This window comes from Paraburkholderia sp. BR10141, from assembly GCF_056155635.1.
This window is the reverse complement of the sequence record NZ_JBMIQH010000003.1, coordinates 314,469-332,674: the sequence shown is the minus strand read 5'-3', so window position 1 is coordinate 332,674 and position 18,206 is coordinate 314,469. Positions and strand designations below refer to the sequence as shown.

Genomic DNA, 18,206 nt, shown 5'->3' with positions numbered 1-18,206 from the left:
ACGATAGTGATCGACATACTACTCAGCGTGGCCACCCTATGACTTCGAATTCACATGCCGCCCGCGATGTCGACACAGAGGCATTGGCAACCTTGTCCGAGTACCTGGAAATTGCACTCGACAAGGGAGGAAGCCTGATTCTCGTTCGAACGCCTGGCGGGAAAAGCGAGGTCTATCTGGGCGATCCCGCGCTGCTGCCGGAAGACTGGGCGCACCTCGGCGCGATTCCGGAGCCGGTGGCTCGCGCGATACTGGAAGGCACGCGCTCCGGGCTCAACGAACTGACTATCCAGGCGCAAAGCTATCGTTTCGTGCGGTTGTTCGCCCAGGTTGCCGATGCGGGGGCAATTGTCTTCGTCACGGCCTGAGCGATCTGCTGCGTGAGTTTGCTGTCGCTGCCGCGAATGCCTTGCGATCACGTTGGAAGGCGGTGTGAGCGAAAGCCACTATGATTAGCGAATGGTGTCCACGCGCAGGAGACGATTCGTGGCAACGTACAAGGAACTGAAGGCGCAACTCGCGGAACTCGAGCGTCAGGCGACGGTCGCCCGTCAGCAGGAGTTCGAGACGGTTCTCGCCGATATCCGCGCAAAGGTGGCCGAATTCGGGTACACGCAGCAAGACATATTTGGTAGTCGTCGCGGCAGGTCGGGGCTTTCGCATAGCGCGGCGCCCCCGAAATATCGCGATCCCGCAAGCGGCGCGACCTGGTCCGGCAGAGGACGCGCGCCGAACTGGATCAAGGACGCGAAGAATCGCGACAGGTTTCTGATAAGCGAGTGAATTGCCCGGTATCTGCCGCCGGCGACCGACATATTCCTCAAAAGAGATCGCGCAGTGGCAGGCGGCGCAAATCGTCGGTAACCGGGACGCTCGCGAGAATCACCAGCAGCATCGACAAGGGAACGCCCGCGGCAAATCCAAAATACCGGAAAGCCACTGCGCCCAGCGTTCCGCCAAGCAAAAACATGCCGAGCAGGGAGCCGAGTACGCGTACCCGCTGCATGTCGGCCGCCACGTGATGCGACGCCGAGGACGGCACGCCCCAGTTCCAGTAGAGCGCCTTCCCAAGTTCGATTCCCAGATCTGTCACGATGCCGGTCACATGCGTCGTGCGGATTTCGGCGTGCGAGATTTTCGTGATCATGGCGTTCTGCACGCCCATGATGTAACAGAGCACGGCCACCGTCAGCGGCACGAAGAGAACGCGATGGATGCCGAGATTCGCGCCGAGCGCGGCGAAGCAAAGGAGCAGGGCGGCTTCGAGCAGGAGCGGCAGCGCGTAGACGCTGCGCGCGCAACGGCGGCGTCCCCAGTTGATCAGAATGGCGGAAGTCGCGGCGCCACTCGCAAAGGCAAGGATGGAACTGATGGCGGACAACGCGATGCCGCTATCGCCAAGCGCGGTGCTGTCGGCAAGCGACGAGACGATGCCCGACATATGCGACGTGTATTGCCCAACGGCGAGGAACCCGCCCGCATTGATGGCACCGGCGACCCAGGCCAGTGCACGGCCAAGCCGCAGGTTGGCCTGCTCGGTGCGTTCGACAGAGGTGAAGCTGCGCAGATAATGAATGGGCACGACGGCGTTCCGGGCTACGAGCGTCGAAACGCACAGTGTACGACGCGGACCGATTGCACGGCCCAACGCCATCTGGCGTTTGGGGTGCGGTTGTTTGCCGCAGGGCTCGCCACGTTGTCGTGAATTCGTGTAATCCGCTTGCATAGGCCTTTTTCGCGCGAGCCCCGGGTCTCGATCGAGCGTCGGCAAGGTCGAACGGGCGGCAATCCACGGTGCGCAGGCCGGTGAGGTCGTTCAGGTTTGCGCTTTGGGCATCGTCTGGACGATCAATCTGTAAAGATCGTTGAAATTGTCCTCGGTCTCCAGACTCTCGAACCGGATCGCGATTCGCGCCGAACGCCTCGTCGATCTCCACCCCGTCCCATACGGTCAAATAACGTTGCGCGCCTGGCAGGATGACCGACGCTTCCAGGTGCCGGTGACCGGCGTAGAAGTCGGCGTAGCCGTACCTGCTCGGGGAATTCGTTGATGTAGTAGGGCATCGCCCGCAGCAGCATCGCGCTGCTTGGGCCGAAGCCGGACGCCATGCCGTCGACCACGGCACGGCGATTCGTCACCGTGCCGATACCCGTGCGAGCTGTCCCGGCAGCGTGAATACGATCAAGGCGTGCTCGTCGGCGTCAGGATCGGTGGTTCGTACCCGCCTGTGTCCACCGCGAAGCCCGCTTTGGTCGTGCCGCCTACGCCCGGCGAGCCAGAGTGGTTCGCAGCCCCAGCAGGACCGGCGCCGTGGCGCGCGCCGCTGCCCGTGCCGGACACGCCTGGCGGACCGTAATCGTTCGCAACCGGCTCGGCAGCCGGCCTTGCGACGGAAACCGGAGGTGGACGCGGTACGCTCTGCGGCGGCGCGTAGTTCGCAACCGGCGCACTGGGTGCCGGGGTGGTTGTGCCTCGGATCGACGTAGTCACACTCGGTGGCGGGGCATTGTCGGTCCTGGCTGGAGTGGGTATCACCAACGCATTCGGACGATAATCCGAATAGGGCGCGTGCGGCGGTGGGTTATATGCATTGGTAACCGGCGCGTTTACGATCGGCGCCGGCGGAGGAGGCGGCACGATTTCGACCATGGCCGTCGCCGCACTCATGCGTGGTGAGCCGCGGCCCAAAGGTCCACCCGGGCCGCCTGCGCTTGCGCTACCTGAAGAGCTACCCGCACTCGAGCTACCGCCGCCTGCACCGGCGCTACTTCCGCCGGCGCTACTGCCACCGGAACTGCCTGCGCCGGAGCTGCCTGCGCCGGAGCTGCCTGCACCGGAACTGCCTGCACCGGAGCTGCCTGCACCGGAGCTGCCTGCACCGGAGCTGCCTGAGCCCGAACTCGAACCAGAGCCTGAACTTGACCCAGAGCCCGAGCCCGAGCCCGAGCCCGAACCTGACCCGGACCCGGAGCCGTGGCCACCGCCCGCACCAGCACCGGCTCCTGCGCCACCGCCGTTGCCGCCGCCATTGCCGCCGCCGTTGCCTCCACCATTACCGCCGCCGTTTCCCCCGCCATTACCGCCGGCCGCACCATAAGCCGCACCCGACAGGGCCAAAGCGAGCACCCATACCACGGTCTGCTTCGTTGATCGGTTCATCGTTCCCCCTATTTCTCGTGCAAGCCACTTAAAACGCCCGACTTGCCCGCGCAAAACCGCTCCGCGCGTTGTTCAACAGGCGCGCAAGCGATGTACCTCGACGCGCTCCCCCGGTGCGTGTCGTCGGCATGGTTCAGAAGAACCATCTTCATTGCGACTTCGCTTCTCATTAGCGGAACGCAATGACGTATCGCTGCAGAATACGGCGATCAGAAGGTTACGCCTTCGCGGACTTGATTCGCATGACGAATCAATACAACATTCATATGCCTTGAAGACTCGGTAAACGACGTAGCCTGTAGGTGGATTGTCCGGGCTGGTAGCTGGGATGGGCCAGGTTGGCGAAGAAATGCTAGCGAATGGCGTTGGTTCGGCCAAACAAAGCGCTTTCAATAAACGCTTTCAATTAAGCGAGAAGTCGGCTGCGCGCGGATCAGAGCGGGGTCGTGAGACCGTGCAACCACGCTAATTGCGTTCCAGAACAGGCGTTACGGGTGCCAGCGATAGACCACGACGCTCGAGCCGTTGTAGTTGTCTTTCGTGACGACGTACTCGCCGGTCGAGCGCAGGTATGCGCGAATGCCATACATCGAATCCACGTCGTTGCCGACATCCATCGCCGTCGGGTTCGAGTTCGTCAAGGTCGTGACGAGACTGCCGGTGTTCAGGTCGAACACGTCGATATTCGGCACCGTATGCACGTAGCCGACGAACAGGTAGTGGCCCGCTGCCGCGAGCGATTTCGGATTCGCGCTCGTGAGATCGATCACCGGGCTCGGCGCGCTCGTGTTGCCCGCTTTCCAGCCGTGATAGATCTCGATGTGCCCGTTCATGGCTGTCCAGTCCCAGCTTCCCGCAATGCCCTGCGCGAGGATCATCGTGTCGCTGTCCGACTGATAAATGATGCGCGTGAGCGGGCGCACGGTTCGCGGGATCTGGATCGTGCTGGCGGCGCCCCATGATGGCTTGCCGTTCGCGTCGAAGCCGGTCAGCGGGTAATGGTAGATCTGGTTGGTTCGGTCGAGCCCGGCCCAGACGTCGCCATTGCCGTCGATCGCGAAGCCGCCCGTCACCTTCGTATTCGTATTGAACGCCTTACCGGGAATGGACCCGTCGGGAATGGCAATGTACCCGCTCGACGGCTGGAAATGAAAGAAGTTGAAGGTGTCGGGATTCTGCCCGGAGGCGACGAGAATGCGGTTGCCGCCCACCACCACGAGTTGCCCGAACAACTGGCCGCGCTGATAGTCGTTCATGTTCAGGCGCGGGTCGGCCGGCCAGCTGAACGGATCGATCGTATTCGCTACGAACGCGCCGCCTGCTGTACCCGTGTAGATGGTGTTCCCGCTGTAGAAGTCCGCGCCATCGGTTGCCGGGTCGGGCGCCGCGATCGCCTCGAAATTGAGCGCTTGCAAAGTCCACTGCAGCGTACCCGATGAGTTGTACGAATGAATGTCGGTGCTGCCGTTGCGGCCGAGGTCCCAGTCGCCGCCCCATGCGTTATTGAGCACATACAGATTGCCCGCTGCATCCTTGCCGATACCGACGACGCGCGTGAAGCGCTTGTCGCCGACCTGCCCCTTGATGCCCGTCGTGGTGTCCAGATAGCCGCCCTGCACGCCGAGCGTGCCGACCAGCGCCGGCATGCCGGTCAGGGCATAACACTTGATGTTCATGTCGGGCCCCTCGTCGCCAACCAGTAGCCGGTTCGTCGGTGCGTCGAAATAGAGTGCAGAGGGCCGGGCGCCAGCGGCCATCTGGATCGTGCTCATCGGCGTGCCGGCTGGGCTGAACTGTGCGACTACACCTGCGTTTTCGCGCGCGACCCAGACGTTGCCTGCACCGTCGATTGCGAGTGCGCCGGGTTGCTGGACGCCGATGTCGCGCTGCCAGACGCCGTCGGTCGTGTAGACCCGCACGCGGTTGCCGTAGTAGTCGCTGGCGTAGAGGAGTGTGCCCGCTGTCGCAAGACCGGTAATCACATCCGCGTTCTGGATGCCGGTCCAGGTGCTCACGGCAATGCGAAGCTCGCGCGTGTTCGAGCTTCGGTTGTAGCGGCCTACCGATCCGCTGCCGTACGCCCGGCTATAACCGAGCGCGACGAAGATCGACGTCGCGTTGCCCGTGATCGCACTGCCCTGGAACTCGTCGTGCGCGCCGATGGTGCCGAGCGTTGCGCCGTTCTGATAGCGCGCGACCCCGCCCGCGTTTTCGTCCCAGCGCGATGACGTATAGATGACACCCTCGGGCGCGACCCACATCGAGCGCGCGCCGTTACCGACGTGTGCGACGAGCGTGCCAAAGCTGTTGGCGAGCCAGTCGGTCGTGTATTGCGCATGACTGGCGGGCGCAATGGCGGCGACGAAAAGACCCAGCAATGCTGCGCGAATCCGGTTGTTGAACATGCGCTGGGCTTCCCATAGACATCGCGCCGCGATGGCGTGAATCGCGGCGCATAAAGTGACCGATGTAGAAGCTACGCCGCAATCGGGAGGTCGTGCTGTGTGAGCGCGTGTACTTGTTGCAAGGCGGCACGATCAGCAAAGGACCCTTTGCGTCATGTCGTGATTCCATGCTCTGCGACGCGATCATCGCTGCGCCGCGTGCGCCGCGCGAAGTCGCAGATTGGGCGCACAGGCTGGGCATGGCGGAGCGCACGCTACACCGCGCGTTCCAGCGCGAGACCGGCATGACGCTCAGGCGTTGGCGCCGGCATGCGCGGCTCTTTCTGGCGCTCGGGTCATCGGAGCCACGCAACGGCACACCGTTGCCGCTTCGCTCAATGCCCAGGCGAGCGCGCGCCGCTCGCGCGCAAAATCAACCGCACCACTTCCTCGGTACTCGCTTCGAACCCAGCCGATGACAGCGCGCGCTTGCCCGAGAGCGCGCGAATTTGGGCCTCGAAATCGGCATAGTGCTGCGTGGTCGCCCAGATCATGAAAAGCAGCGTCTTCGGATCGACGGGGGCGAGCAAGCCTTCGGCAATCCAGCGATCGATCAGCTTCACGCGCGTTTCCATCCACGGCTTCACACGTTTGAGCAGGATGTCCTGCATATGCGTCGCGCCGCTGATGATCTCGTTCGCCCACACTTTCGACCCGAGCGGTCTGCGCCGCGAGAGTTCCATCTTCGCGCGTACATAGCCGCCAATGGCCTCCACCGGATCGTCGCTCGCATCGAACGTGTTGGCGGCCGCGTTCCATTCCTCGAACAGATCATCGAGCACGCGCCAGTAGAGCGCGAGCTTGGTGGGGAAGTAGTAGTGCAGATTCGCCTTCGGCAGGCCCGCGCGCTCCGCGATCAGCGCCGTGCTTGCGCCTTCGAAGCCTCGCTCGGCGAACACGGCCTCCGCGCAGGCGAGCAGATGCGCTTCGTTCGACTCGCGAATGGCGGCTTTGCGTCGGCGCGGCTTGTGCGTTGCGTCAGCGGCTTCCCGTTCGTGAGCCGTGCCGCGCATCGCGTGAGTCGCGGCTTGCGTGGTGGGTTCGTCGTCGCGCATGATGGTCAGTCCGTTCAGTAGGGAAGAGGCGGCGCACGGCTGCCGCGCCCATGTCGGCTTCATTGTAGTCACGATGTAAGCGCCTCGTGCATTCACCGCTCTCGGGGAAAACGCGCGGAGTGCTGGCGCGTTTTTCGCGCACTGCAGCATCGATGGCACGCTTCTCGCTGGTAACACCGCATTGAATTCGCGAAGTTTATCGTCTACAACCTGTCCAATCGGACAGGATTCGCGGGGCGAGGTTTTGGGAGTCGCGATGCGCCAATCGAGCGTGCACCGCCATGGCGCTTCTCGCCCCAGAAGGTGGCAAGAATGCACGTTTGACGAACACGGACAGGAGGACACGCATGAACGCAGTAAGCGAAGCCGCGCTGACGACCGCGATTCACGTGAACGGCCAGCGTTTGTGGGACAGCCTGATGGAGATGGCGAAAATCGGTGCCACGCCCAAGGGCGGCGTGTGCCGTCTCGCGCTCACCGATCTCGACAAGACAGGGCGCGATCTCATCGTCCAATGGGCGAAAGAGGCCGGCTGCACGGTGAGCGTCGACCAGATGGGCAACGTGTTCATGCGCCGGGCGGGGCGCAACAACGACCTGCCGCCGGTGATGACCGGTTCGCACGCCGACTCCCAGCCCACGGGCGGGCGCTTCGACGGCATCTACGGCGTGCTGGGCGGCCTCGAGGTAATCCGCTCGCTCAACGATCACGGCATTCAAACCGAGCGCCCCGTCGAAACCGTGATCTGGACCAACGAGGAAGGCTCGCGTTTCGCGCCGGCCATGGTCGCCTCCGGCGTGTTCGCGGGCGTCTTTACGCTCGACTACGGCCTCTCACGCAAGGATATCGATGGCAAGACCATCGGCGAGGAGCTGCAGCGCATCGGCTATGCAGGTGAACTGCCGTGCGGCGGCCGCAAGATACACGCGGCGTTCGAACTGCATATCGAACAGGGGCCGATACTCGAAGCCGAAAATAAAACGATCGGCGTCGTCACGGACGCGCAGGGCCAGCGCTGGTACGAGGTCGTGCTCACGGGGCAGGAGGCGCACGCGGGTCCGACGCCCATGCCGCGCCGCCGCGACGCACTGCTGGGCGCCTCGCGTGTCGTGCAACTCGTGAACGAAATTGGCCTGCGCCACGCGCCGCTGGCCTGCGCGACGGTCGGCATGATGCAGGTGCATCCGAATTCGCGCAACGTAATTCCGGGCCGCGTGTTCTTTACCATCGATTTCCGCCATCCCCAGGACGACGTGCTCGCGCAGATGGACGCCGAGCTGCGCGAAGGAATCGAAAGGATTGCAGAACAAGGCAAGCTCGAAACGCAGCTCGAGCAGATTTTCTATTACGCGCCGGTGCCGTTCGACAAGGCCTGCGTGAACTCCGTGCGCGCGGCGGCGGAGCGCTTTGGGTACTCGAACCGCGAGATCGTTTCGGGCGCGGGCCACGACGCGTGCTATCTCGCGACGGTCGCGCCGACTTCGATGGTGTTCGTGCCATGCATCGACGGCATCAGTCACAACGAGGTCGAGGACGCGACGATCGAATGGATCGAGGCGGGCGCGAACGTGCTGTTGCACGCCATGCTCGAACGCGCGAGCGAACCCGGCTGACGCCGTTGACGCCAAAGCAAGCGGCCTGAGAGCCGCGCTGTCTTTCACGCTTTCCCCACGTACCGGCTGCGCGAGCCATGCACAGCCGGCGGACCCGTGTTTTGCCTCGCAAGGAGCATCCGGATGTCCCAGTCCAACTCGAATGCCGCCGACGGCATCGCGCCTCGCCGCCTCACGGCCGAGCAACTCGGCTGCAACTTTGCCGATGTCGCGCCGCCACTGTCCCCCAATGCGGCCGTCATTGCCGCCGACCGCTGCCACTATTGTTACGACGCGCCGTGTGTGGCGGCTTGCCCGACTGGCATCGACATTCCGGGCTTTATCCGCAGGATCGGCAACGGCAACCTCAAGGGCGCGGCGCGCGACATATTGAGCGCGAATCCTCTAGGCGGCACGTGTGCGCGCGTGTGCCCGACTGAAATTCTCTGCGAAGGCGCGTGCGTCCGGAATCATCAGGATGGCGAACCGGTTAGGATCGGCGCTCTTCAGCGCCATGCCACCGACTTTCAGATGGCGCGCGAAGCCGCTGGTGCGCCGCCGCTCTTCAAACGCGCGAGTGAGACGGGACGGCGCGTTGCCGTGGTCGGGGCCGGACCGGCGGGGCTCGCCTGCGCGCATACGCTTGCGCTCGCGGGGCATCGCGTGAGCGTGTTCGACGCGGGCGAGAAGCCGGGCGGCCTCAACGAATACGGCATCGCGGCGTACAAGGTCGTCGACGATTTCGCGCAGCGCGAGGTGCAATGGCTGCTTTCCATCGGTGGGATCGAAATACGTCAGGGCCAGCGGCTTGGCCGCGACATCACGCTTACGGAATTGCGAGCCGCGTATGACGCCGTGTTCATCGGCGTGGGACTCGGCGGCACGCAAGCGCTTGCCAGTGAAGGCGAAGCGCTCGACGGCGTGCGCGACGCTGTGGAATTTATCGCACGCCTGCGCGAAGCCGACGATCTTTCCACGCTTGCGGTGGGCCGCAAGGTGGTGGTGATCGGCGGCGGTAATACGGCCATCGACGCCGCTGTGCAAAGCCGCAAGCTGGGCGCGGAGCAAGTGATGCTTGCGTATCGCCGCGGCGCGGCGCAGATGAGCGCCACCTGGGCCGAGCAGGAATTCGCACGCGCACAGGGTGTGGTGCTGGTCGAATGGATGAAGCCGCTGCGCATCACTGGCGACACCCGCGTGCAGGCTGTGGAGTTCGAGCGCACGGCGCTCGATGCGGGCGGCGCGTTGCGCGGCACCGGCGAAATCGTGCGTGTGGAAGCCGACATGGTCCTGAAAGCCATTGGCCAAAAGCTCTTGCCCGAAGGCCTGGTTGGCCTCGACGCCCTGCAACTTACTGCAGGCGGCGCGCGTATTGCCGTGGATGCAGACGGTGCGACCTCCATCGAAGGCGTCTTCGCGGGCGGCGACTGTGCGGGCCATGGCGCAACCGATCTCACCGTGCAGGCCGTGCAGGACGGCAAGCTCGCCGCGCGTGCAATCGACCGCTATCTCGCGAATCAGTCCGCCAGAGCCGCTTGAACTACGCAGTTCGATCCAGCCGAACGACACACCGAATCCAGACAATACGAAGGAGTCGCATCATGGCCGACTTGGGCTGCACGATTGCCGGCATTGAATCGCCGAACCCATTCTGGCTCGCCTCCGCGCCGCCGACCGACAAGGCCTATAACGTCAACCGCGCCTTCGAGGCGGGTTGGGGCGGCGTGGTCTGGAAGACACTCGGGCTCGACCCGCACGTGGTGAACGTGAGCTCGCGCTATGGCGCCACCACGTGGCGCGGCCAGCGCATTGCGGGGTTGAACAACATCGAGCTCATTACCGACCGCCCGCTCGACGTGAACCTTAAGGAAATCGCGCAGGTGAAACGCGACTGGCCAGACCGGGCGCTCATCGTCTCGCTGATGGTGCCGTGCACCGAGCAGGACTGGAAGTGGATCTTGCCGCAGGTGGAAGATACCGGCGCCGATGCGGTGGAGCTCAATTTCGGCTGCCCGCATGGCATGAGCGAGCGCGGCATGGGCGCGGCCGTGGGGCAGGTGCCCGAATACATCGAAATGGTCACGCGCTGGGTGAAGGAGGGCACGCGCCTGCCTTGCCTCGTGAAACTCACGCCCAACGTGACCGACATACGCCACGGCGCGCGCGCGGCGATGAAGGGCGGCGCGGACGGCGTCTCGCTCATCAATACGATCAACTCGATCGTGGGTGTCGATCTCGACGTGATGGCGCCGCTGCCGACTGTGGATGGAAAAGGCACGCACGGCGGCTACTGCGGCCCCGCGGCGAAGCCCATTGCGCTGCACATGGTCGCGGAAATCGCGCGCGACCCGCAAACGCACGGCTTGCCCATCTCCGGCATCGGCGGCATTTCCGACTGGCGCGACGCCGCCGAATTCATCGTTCTGGGCGCGGGGAGCGTGCAGGTTTGCACCGCCGCGATGCACTACGGATTCCGAATCGTCAGCGATATGATCGACGGCCTCTCCAACTGGATGGACGACAAGGGCTACGCGAATCTCGACGCCATTCGCGGCCGCGCCGTGCCCAACGTCACCGACTGGCAGTACCTGAACCTGAACTACGACATCAAGGCGCGCATCGATCAGGACCGCTGCATCCAGTGCGGTCTCTGCCATATCGCCTGCGAGGACACCTCGCATCAGGCCATCACCGCAATGCGCGACGGCAAGCGTCACTTCGAGGTGGTCGACGCCAACTGCGTCGGGTGCAATTTATGCATGCACGTCTGCCCGGTCGACCAATGCATCACGATGGAGCGCGTCGACTCGGGCCGCTACGCGAACTGGACCACGCATCCCAACAACCCGGCGCGCGTGGCCGATCCGAAAGCCGCCTGACCCATTGAAACAGAACTGAACCGAACCAGACCAACGACAAGTCACGGAGAACTGCAACCATGAGTCAGCCATTGACAGGCGACGCCAGCGCGCGCCGCGCCGAAAGCGAGTTATACAACGACGATCTCGCGCCAACCGGCGCAGCGCAGCGCACGTGGCGCTGGTATCACTTCGGGGCGCTCTGGGTGGGCATGGTGATGAACATCGCCTCGTACATGCTCGCGGCCGGACTCACCGAGCAGGGCATGTCGCCATGGCAGTCCGTGCTCACGGTGCTGCTCGGCAATCTCATCGTGCTCGTGCCGATGCTGCTGATCGGCCACGCAGGCACGAAATACGGCATCCCCTACGCGGTGCTGGTGCGTTCCTCGTTCGGCACGCAAGGCGCGAAGCTGCCCGCCATGCTGCGCGCCATCGTGGCGTGCGGCTGGTACGGTATCCAGTCGTGGCTCGGTGGCAGTGCCATCTATACGCTCGCCAATATCCTCACGCACAACGCACTGGTGGGCGACGCGCTGCCGTTTCTCGGCATCTCGATCGGCCAGGGCGCGTGCTTCCTCGTGTTCTGGGTGCTGCAACTCTATTTCATCCTGCACGGCACCGACTCGATCCGCTGGCTCGAAAGCTGGTCCGCGCCCATCAAGGTCGTGATGTGCGTGGTGCTCGTGTGGTGGGCCTGCTCGAAGGCGGGCGGCGTGGGTTCGATGCTCTCGCAGCCTTCCCAGTTTGCCGCTGGCGGCAAGAAGGCAGGTCTCTTCTGGGCGACGTTCTGGCCGAGCCTCACGGCCATGGTGGGCTTCTGGGCCACGCTCGCGCTCAACATTCCCGACTTCACGCGCTTCGCGAAAACGCAAAAGGACCAGTTCGTCGGGCAGGCCATCGGTCTGCCCATTCCGATGGCGCTGCTTTCGGTGGTCTCGGTCGTCGTGACTTCGGCCACGGTGGTGATCTACGGTAAGGCGATCTGGGACCCCATCGATCTCACGAGCCGCATGGAAGGCGTGGGCGTGGGCATCGCGCTCGTCATCCTCACGCTCGACACGATGTGCTGCAATCTCGCCGCGAATCTCGTCGGTCCTGCTTATGATTTTTCGAGCCTCTGGCCGAAGGCCATCTCGTACAAGGCGGGTGGGCTCATCACCGCGGGTATTGCCATCGTGATGATGCCGTGGAAGATTCTCGCCACCACTCAGGGCTACATTTTCACCTGGCTCGTTGGCTATTCGGCGCTGCTCGGACCCGTGGCGGGCATTCTCATCGTCGATTACTTCCTCGTTCGCGGCACGCGCCTGAATACGGCTGAGCTATTCGAAGAGAACGGCGAATACGCCTACTCGAACGGCTGGAATATGGCGGCCGTCATCGCGCTGGTCCTGGGTGTGCTGCCCAATCTGCCGGGCTTTCTCAACACCGCATTTCCGAGTGTGTTTCCGTCCGTGCCCGACGCGTTCAAAAGCATTTACACCTATGCGTGGTTCGTGGGGCTCGCGATTGCGGCGCTCGTCTACGGCGTGATGATGAAGCTCGGCAAGAGCCGGCGACCGAGCGTGGCGAGCGCGTGAGTCGTGGCAGCGTGAATTCGTTCAACTGAAGGAGACTGGGCATCATGGCGATCCTGATTCGAGGCGGCACCGTCGTCAATGCGGACAAGAGCTGGCGGGCGGACGTGCTCTGCGAAAACGGCGTGATCCAGACCGTGGGCGAAAACCTCGACGCGCCCACGGGCGCGACCGTGGTCGACGCAGGCGGCCAGTATGTGATGCCGGGCGGCATCGACCCGCATACGCACATGGAGCTGCCGTTCATGGGCACGACGGCGAGCGACGACTTCTACACGGGCACGGCGGCGGGCCTCGCGGGCGGCACGACGTCGATCATCGATTTCGTGATTCCCAACCCGAAGCAGCCGCTCATGGATGCGTTTCGCGAGTGGCGCGGCTGGGCCGAAAAAGCCGCCGCCGACTATGGCTTCCACGTGGCGGTCACGTGGTGGGACGACAGCGTGCATCGCGACATGGGCCTGCTCGTGAACGAACACGGCGTGTCGAGCTTCAAGCACTTCATGGCGTACAAGAACGCCATCATGGCCGACGATGAGATCCTCGTGAACAGCTTTGCGCGTTCGCTCGAACTGGGCGCGCTGCCTACTGTGCATGCCGAGAATGGCGAGCTCGTCTTTCAGTTGCAGCGGCAACTGCTCGCGCGTGGCTTCACGGGACCCGAGGCGCATCCGCTCTCAAGGCCGCCCGAAGTCGAAGGCGAGGCGGCGAACCGCGCAATTCGCATTGCGCAGGTGCTGGGCGTACCGGTGTACATCGTGCATGTCTCGGCGAAAGACGCGCTCGAAGCCATTGCCCGCGCGCGCAGCGAAGGGCAACGCGTGTTCGGCGAGGTGCTCGCCGGCCATCTGGTGATCGACGAGTCCGTGTATCGCGACCCGGACTGGACGCGCGCCGCCGCCCATGTGATGAGCCCGCCGTTCCGCACGAAAGAACATCGCGACGCGCTCTGGCGCGGGCTGCAAGGCGGGCTGCTGCACACCACGGCGACCGACCACTGCGTGTTCTGTGCTTCGCAGAAGGCAATGGGCCGCAACGATTTCACGAGGATTCCGAACGGATGCGGCGGCGTGGAGGATCGCATGGCCGTGCTGTGGGATCAGGGCGTGAACACGGGCCGGCTCACGCCGAACGAGTTCGTGCGGGTGACCTCCACGAACGCCGCGCAGATCTTCAATCTGTATCTGCGCAAGGGCACGGTGGCTGTCGGCGCCGATGCCGACCTCGTCGTGTGGGACCCGCAGGCCACGCGCACGATCTCGGTGAAGACCCATCATCAGAACGTCGACTTCAACGTCTTCGAAGGCATGACGGTGCGGGGCGTCCCCACGCATACGGTCTCGCAGGGCGAACTCGTGTGGGCCAACGGCGATCTGCGGGCGCGGCGCGGTGCCGGGCGTTACCTGAAGCGGCCTGCGAATCCCGGCTATCTGCAGGCGTCGCGGCTTGCGAAGAGCTTGAAGGAGACGCAGCCGGTGCATCGGGAGGGGGATGCGGCCAGTTAGGCGAGAGGGCTCGGTTAGTCTGATCGACGGCAGCGTGCCGTTTCAGGGGACCAGACTTCTCACGTAGTTGATCGGGGCGTGATCCGCGAGGTCACGCACCATGACGTCACCGATGCGCCACGCGTATTGGAGCAGATAGTCCTCCCGGGCGGCGGCGCGGTCCGCTTGCACGAAAGCATCGTCGGCGTGCGGAGCCACTTTGCCTTCGTGCGTGATGTAGTTCGACACTCCCGCGTGAACGTATCCTCCAATGGGCGGTGGCAAGTCGGTGACGAGATCGCAGCAGTCGACATAGCGCCTGATGCCGACCGGGCCAAGGGTGGCGACAAACGTCGCGTCGCCTACGCGTGGCGAACCGAATGTCACGAGGGCGTTGGGCGTGCAAAGGCTGGCAAAGAGCGTCGCGATGGCCGCACCGAGGCTATGACCTGTCAAGATGAGCTGTCTTCTCGTCGGCGCGGTCTCGTTCAACCAGTTGCCGACTGCTTCGCGCAAGCCGCGGGCGGCGCCTGCAAATCCAGCATGAACCTGACCGGCGCTTTCCGTCCACTTTGTCATGCTGATTTCCAGGTCTGTTGCGATATCGGTGAGTGACTGCGGTTCCGTTCCCCGGAACGCGAGCACGGCGAGGCCATCGGAGCGCCTCACGGCGCCGAAGCCATGCGTGTCGTCGTCGGCATTGTTGAAGGGAACAGCGCTTTCGAAACCCACGAGGGCGAGCGCTTGTTCGAGCCGCTGAAGTTCGGCGCCACCTTGTTCGTAGCGTATATAGGCAAGCCGCGCGAACTCCGCGCACAGCCCGTCGATTTCGTAGTTGCTGCCGGCAGTGAACACTGCAGGCCTGAGCTGCGGTGAGTTGAGCGCGTCGCGTGATGGGTCGTAGGGGATAGAGCTCATGTGCACCTCCGTGTGCAACCGCTAATCAAAAGCGCTGATTCTGTATCGCTTGTTGTTAATTGTTTTATACACAATGGAAAACGGAAATTTACTCAGAATGAGGCCTATCAGAAATTCGTTGTTGCAGTAGATCTCCTCTGGCCCGACGGCCTGGATGGTATTCAATAGCGAGTGTTGATCGCCCTTGAATTCCACGTGGCAATCCACCTTCCATTCCTGTTTCAGGTTCAACGGGTAGGCGAGATCGTCGATGGCCAACGTCTTCTTGTAGCGTTGATCTTCCAGTAGCGCCGCTTCTTCCTTCACGAAATCATCGAGGCATTGGCGGCTGGTGACATACCGCTCCCATGGCAATACTGCGCGCACCGAAGAGCAATCTTTGTAGTGGTCCGCATCCGTTCGACTATCGACGTGGTGCACCAGCGTCAGCACTTTGATCAAAGACTCGTCTTTAACAAACGAAAGCAAATACTCGTAGCAGTTGGCCAGCGTATATCCAACGCCGGCAACATCGTCCACCAGCAGGATTCTCTTGCCTTCCTTGACGCAGGCATCGACAAGATCAAACACTTTCTTGTTGTTGATTTCAGCTTTCGCTTCCCCACGATCGTAGTGTACGAAGTCGACGGGCAGGCCCAACATCTGCGAAAGCATCAGGGCCGGTATGGCGCCTCCGCGCAGGATGCCGAGTATCAAACCGATGTTTTCCCGAACCAGTTGCTCTCTTTTCGACAGGCAAAAGGTCTCTATGTCGTCGTAGCCATAAAAGTAGACGGGAAGTCGGGCAAATTCTGTGTTCACCTGATTTCGTTCCTTTCACCTACAGTGTTACGCCAGGCGCTTTACTGCGTGTGCGATCCGCTGACCTGCTTGAGCGTCGGATCGAGCAACGCAGCCTTGACGTCGAGCGAAGACGTTTGCCCGAGATTCGCATAGTTCGTTTTGAGCCACACGTCCGCCACCTCGCGTCCACGATCGAACAGCGTTTTGAACAGCGACCAGGACGTGCTGCTCTTGGAGACGAAGCCGAACTGCGCGAGAAAGTCGTCGTCGCGAATCAGGTGAAACCGGACGGTCTTGAAGCGGCTTTTGCTAGCGGCTTCCTCGCCAACCGAATCGAGCACGCGGTTGACGGCTTCGATCGCGTTGATCTCCAGCACCACGGAAGCGTTGAACCCGATTTCGTTGAGCCGGTTCAGAATGCCGCGCGCATTTTTCGGCGGCATGTCGTGGCGCCTGAACGGATTCACAAGGATCAGGATCAGGTCCTGGGCATGGGCGATCAACGGCGCCAAAGGCGGATTGCCCAGATAGCCGCCGTCCCAGTACGGTACACCGTGGAGGTTCACGGTGCGGAATTCGCTTGGCAGGCATGCGGAAGCGCGCAGCACGTCGACGGAAATTTCGGGTTGCGTAAAGAGGGTGCGCTCGTTGGTTCGCACGTTCGTCGCGCAGATGAAAACCTGCGGGCTCCCGTTCTTCGCGTTGAGCGTGGAGAGATCCGTTTCCGTGAGCGAGGAGCGGATCACCGGGCCGAGCGGATCGCGATAGAAGGGATTGTTGTAGGGCGAAGCAACGAGTCCCACGATCTCCGAGAAGATGGCGCCAGGACTCCAGTCGATATTCCAGCCGCCAAACGGCCCCGGCTCGGAAAAGCCGAAGAGCGCATTGCCGGCCTGCTCCCCGGCGCGCGACACCGCTTCCCAGAAAGTGCGCAGTTTCTCGCGCGCTTGCGTGACTCCCCCGCTGGCCAGGCCCGCCGCGCAGAGCGTCGCGTTGATTCCGCCCGCGCTCGCGCCGCTGATCGCCTCGACACTGAACGGCGTGCCTTGCGATGTCGATTCCAGCAATCGATCGAGCACGCCCCACGTGAAGGCGCCATGCGAGCCGCCGCCTTGCAGGGCAAGCGCGACTTTGGGGCCGGACTGCTGCACGCCGCTCGTGGATTCCGCTGTCGCCATGGCTCCTCTCTCGTCGTCATCGCGTTGCCGGCAATCGTACGCGCGAGGGGGAATGCGCGTGCTGCAAATGCCGCCTCAGGAACCGGCGAGGGCGGGCGGCGCGGCCTTGAGCGCGTGGGTTATCAGCGCGATCGCCGCACGCTCACCGGCCGGATCGGCCGGAATTCTTCCGTCGAGCGCAAGCGTCGCCAGACCGTGAACCAGCCCCCAGCAGGCGAGCACCCCCGCCTCGACGCAATGCGGCGCGAGCTCCGCCACGTTGCGTGCCATCAGCGTATAGGCGCCCCGGCAATCCTCATGGGGCAAGGCGAGTCCTGCCCCGTCCGCGAACATCAGCCGGAACAGTGCAGGATGCGCGCGGGCGAAGCCAACGTAGGCCACGCCCTGCGCCTCGAGCGCTTCGCGCGCGTCGTGGGCCTCGTTGGCGCGCGCGGCGCCTGCCTCGAGCATGGCAAAGCCCTTGAGCGCGACGGCGCCCATCAGCGCCGCCTTGTCCTCGAAATGGCGATAGGGCGCCATCGCCGAGACGCCGGCGGCCCGCGCCACGGCACGCAGGCTGACGTCGCTTTCGCCCTTTTCGAGCAAGGCCAGCGCGCAATCCACCAGACGGTCGCGCAGGGACAAATTCGAATCGCTCATTTGTTGTTTACACTGTAATCAATCGGGACTATGCTTACAGCGTAAACAAACGGGAGCCGCCATGCAAGCCTCTGTTACCCGCAGGTCCGTCGACCTCAGCACGTACCCGAATCTCGTTGTCATCATCCTGGGCTTTCGCGTGCGCCGGATGCGGGGGATCGCGACATTGTTCGGCATCGGCAAAGGCTTGCGGCAAATCGATTTGAATCCGCCAGACGGATTGCTCTCCAGCGAGCAGTTCCTGTTCGCCCTCAACCATGTCGGTATCCGCCAGTATTGGCGCGACCTCGAAAGCCTCGAAGCGTTTACCCGTAGCGCGCCGCATTCGCGCTGGTGGGGCGAGTTTCTGCGCGACAGCGGCGGCGCGGGCTTCTGGCATGAAAGCTATAGCCGTCAGGGAATGGAGGCGGTTTATATCGACATGCCCGGCCCCGTGGGCTTCGATCGCTTTGCGCCGGCACGCCAGCCGACCGGCCCTTTTATGAGCGCGCGAAAGCGCATGGCGGCGGACTAGA

15 protein-coding genes are annotated in these 18,206 nt (G+C 63.3%); 8 read left to right on the top strand and 7 right to left on the bottom strand.

What is annotated here, in order from left to right; translation table 11 throughout:
• The first annotated feature begins 38 nt into the window (after positions 1–38).
• Together ACOJB8_RS06200 and ACOJB8_RS06195 are read left to right on the top strand one after the other, a co-directional pair.
• On the top strand, positions 39–368 hold the full coding sequence (locus ACOJB8_RS06200) for a hypothetical protein (protein ID WP_069262163.1): 330 nt from the start codon (positions 39–41) through the stop codon (positions 366–368).
• A gap of 118 nt (positions 369–486) precedes the next feature.
• A complete protein-coding gene (locus ACOJB8_RS06195; protein WP_069262162.1) occupies positions 487–783 on the top strand; it encodes an H-NS histone family protein in 297 nt (98 codons plus the stop codon).
• Between the two features lie 37 nt (positions 784–820).
• On the opposite strand, the gene ACOJB8_RS06190 is transcribed toward ACOJB8_RS06195, so the two are convergent.
• From ACOJB8_RS06190 to ACOJB8_RS06180, 3 genes are all read right to left on the bottom strand, one after another.
• On the bottom strand, positions 821–1,582 hold the full coding sequence (locus ACOJB8_RS06190) for a YoaK family protein (RefSeq protein WP_342948184.1): 762 nt from the start codon (positions 1,580–1,582) through the stop codon (positions 821–823).
• Between the two features lie 2,066 nt (positions 1,583–3,648).
• Positions 3,649–5,565: an SMP-30/gluconolaconase/LRE-like region family protein gene (locus ACOJB8_RS06185; protein WP_475011553.1), complete on the bottom strand. Its 1,917-nt coding sequence runs from the start codon at positions 5,563–5,565 to the stop codon at positions 3,649–3,651.
• 374 nt (positions 5,566–5,939) lie between these two features.
• Positions 5,940–6,659 carry a TetR/AcrR family transcriptional regulator gene (locus ACOJB8_RS06180; protein WP_069262158.1) on the bottom strand — a complete coding sequence of 240 codons (720 nt, stop codon included), beginning with the start codon at positions 6,657–6,659 and terminating at the stop codon, positions 5,940–5,942.
• 347 nt (positions 6,660–7,006) lie between these two features.
• Here ACOJB8_RS06180 and ACOJB8_RS06175 point away from each other — a divergent pair, with 347 nt between their 5' ends.
• The 5 genes from ACOJB8_RS06175 (at position 7,007) to hydA (ending at position 14,194) form a co-directional block, all read left to right on the top strand.
• Positions 7,007–8,272 carry a Zn-dependent hydrolase gene (locus ACOJB8_RS06175; RefSeq protein WP_069262157.1) on the top strand — a complete coding sequence of 422 codons (1,266 nt, stop codon included), beginning with the start codon at positions 7,007–7,009 and terminating at the stop codon, positions 8,270–8,272.
• Positions 8,273–8,395: 123 nt separating this feature from the next.
• Entirely contained in the window at positions 8,396–9,790 is a 1,395-nt protein-coding gene (locus tag ACOJB8_RS06170) for an NAD(P)-dependent oxidoreductase (RefSeq protein ID WP_475011551.1), read from the top strand.
• Positions 9,791–9,852: 62 nt separating this feature from the next.
• Positions 9,853–11,130 (top strand): NAD-dependent dihydropyrimidine dehydrogenase subunit PreA, encoded by a 1,278-nt coding sequence (gene preA, locus ACOJB8_RS06165; RefSeq protein WP_368603189.1) that lies wholly within the window; start codon positions 9,853–9,855, stop codon positions 11,128–11,130.
• 59 nt (positions 11,131–11,189) lie between these two features.
• On the top strand, positions 11,190–12,692 hold the full coding sequence (locus ACOJB8_RS06160) for an NCS1 family nucleobase:cation symporter-1 (protein WP_069262154.1): 1,503 nt from the start codon (positions 11,190–11,192) through the stop codon (positions 12,690–12,692).
• A 44-nt stretch (positions 12,693–12,736) separates the two neighbouring features.
• Positions 12,737–14,194 carry a dihydropyrimidinase gene (gene hydA / locus ACOJB8_RS06155; protein WP_475011550.1) on the top strand — a complete coding sequence of 486 codons (1,458 nt, stop codon included), beginning with the start codon at positions 12,737–12,739 and terminating at the stop codon, positions 14,192–14,194.
• A 42-nt stretch (positions 14,195–14,236) separates the two neighbouring features.
• Here hydA and ACOJB8_RS06150 read toward each other — a convergent pair whose 3' ends face one another.
• The 4 genes from ACOJB8_RS06150 to ACOJB8_RS06135 form a co-directional block, all read right to left on the bottom strand.
• Positions 14,237–15,091 (bottom strand): lipase family protein, encoded by an 855-nt coding sequence (locus ACOJB8_RS06150; RefSeq protein ID WP_475011548.1) that lies wholly within the window; start codon positions 15,089–15,091, stop codon positions 14,237–14,239.
• A gap of 21 nt (positions 15,092–15,112) precedes the next feature.
• Positions 15,113–15,892 carry a phosphoribosyltransferase gene (locus ACOJB8_RS06145; RefSeq protein ID WP_475011547.1) on the bottom strand — a complete coding sequence of 260 codons (780 nt, stop codon included), beginning with the start codon at positions 15,890–15,892 and terminating at the stop codon, positions 15,113–15,115.
• A gap of 41 nt (positions 15,893–15,933) precedes the next feature.
• Positions 15,934–17,052, bottom strand: a complete 1,119-nt coding sequence (locus tag ACOJB8_RS06140; RefSeq protein WP_475011546.1) for a patatin-like phospholipase family protein — start codon at positions 17,050–17,052, stop codon at positions 15,934–15,936.
• A 75-nt stretch (positions 17,053–17,127) separates the two neighbouring features.
• On the bottom strand, positions 17,128–17,691 hold the full coding sequence (locus tag ACOJB8_RS06135; RefSeq protein ID WP_368617493.1) for a TetR/AcrR family transcriptional regulator: 564 nt from the start codon (positions 17,689–17,691) through the stop codon (positions 17,128–17,130).
• Between the two features lie 61 nt (positions 17,692–17,752).
• Here ACOJB8_RS06135 and ACOJB8_RS06130 point away from each other — a divergent pair, with 61 nt between their 5' ends.
• Positions 17,753–18,205, top strand: a complete 453-nt coding sequence (locus tag ACOJB8_RS06130) for a monooxygenase family protein (protein ID WP_069262148.1) — start codon at positions 17,753–17,755, stop codon at positions 18,203–18,205.
• Position 18,206: the final 1 nt, after the last annotated feature.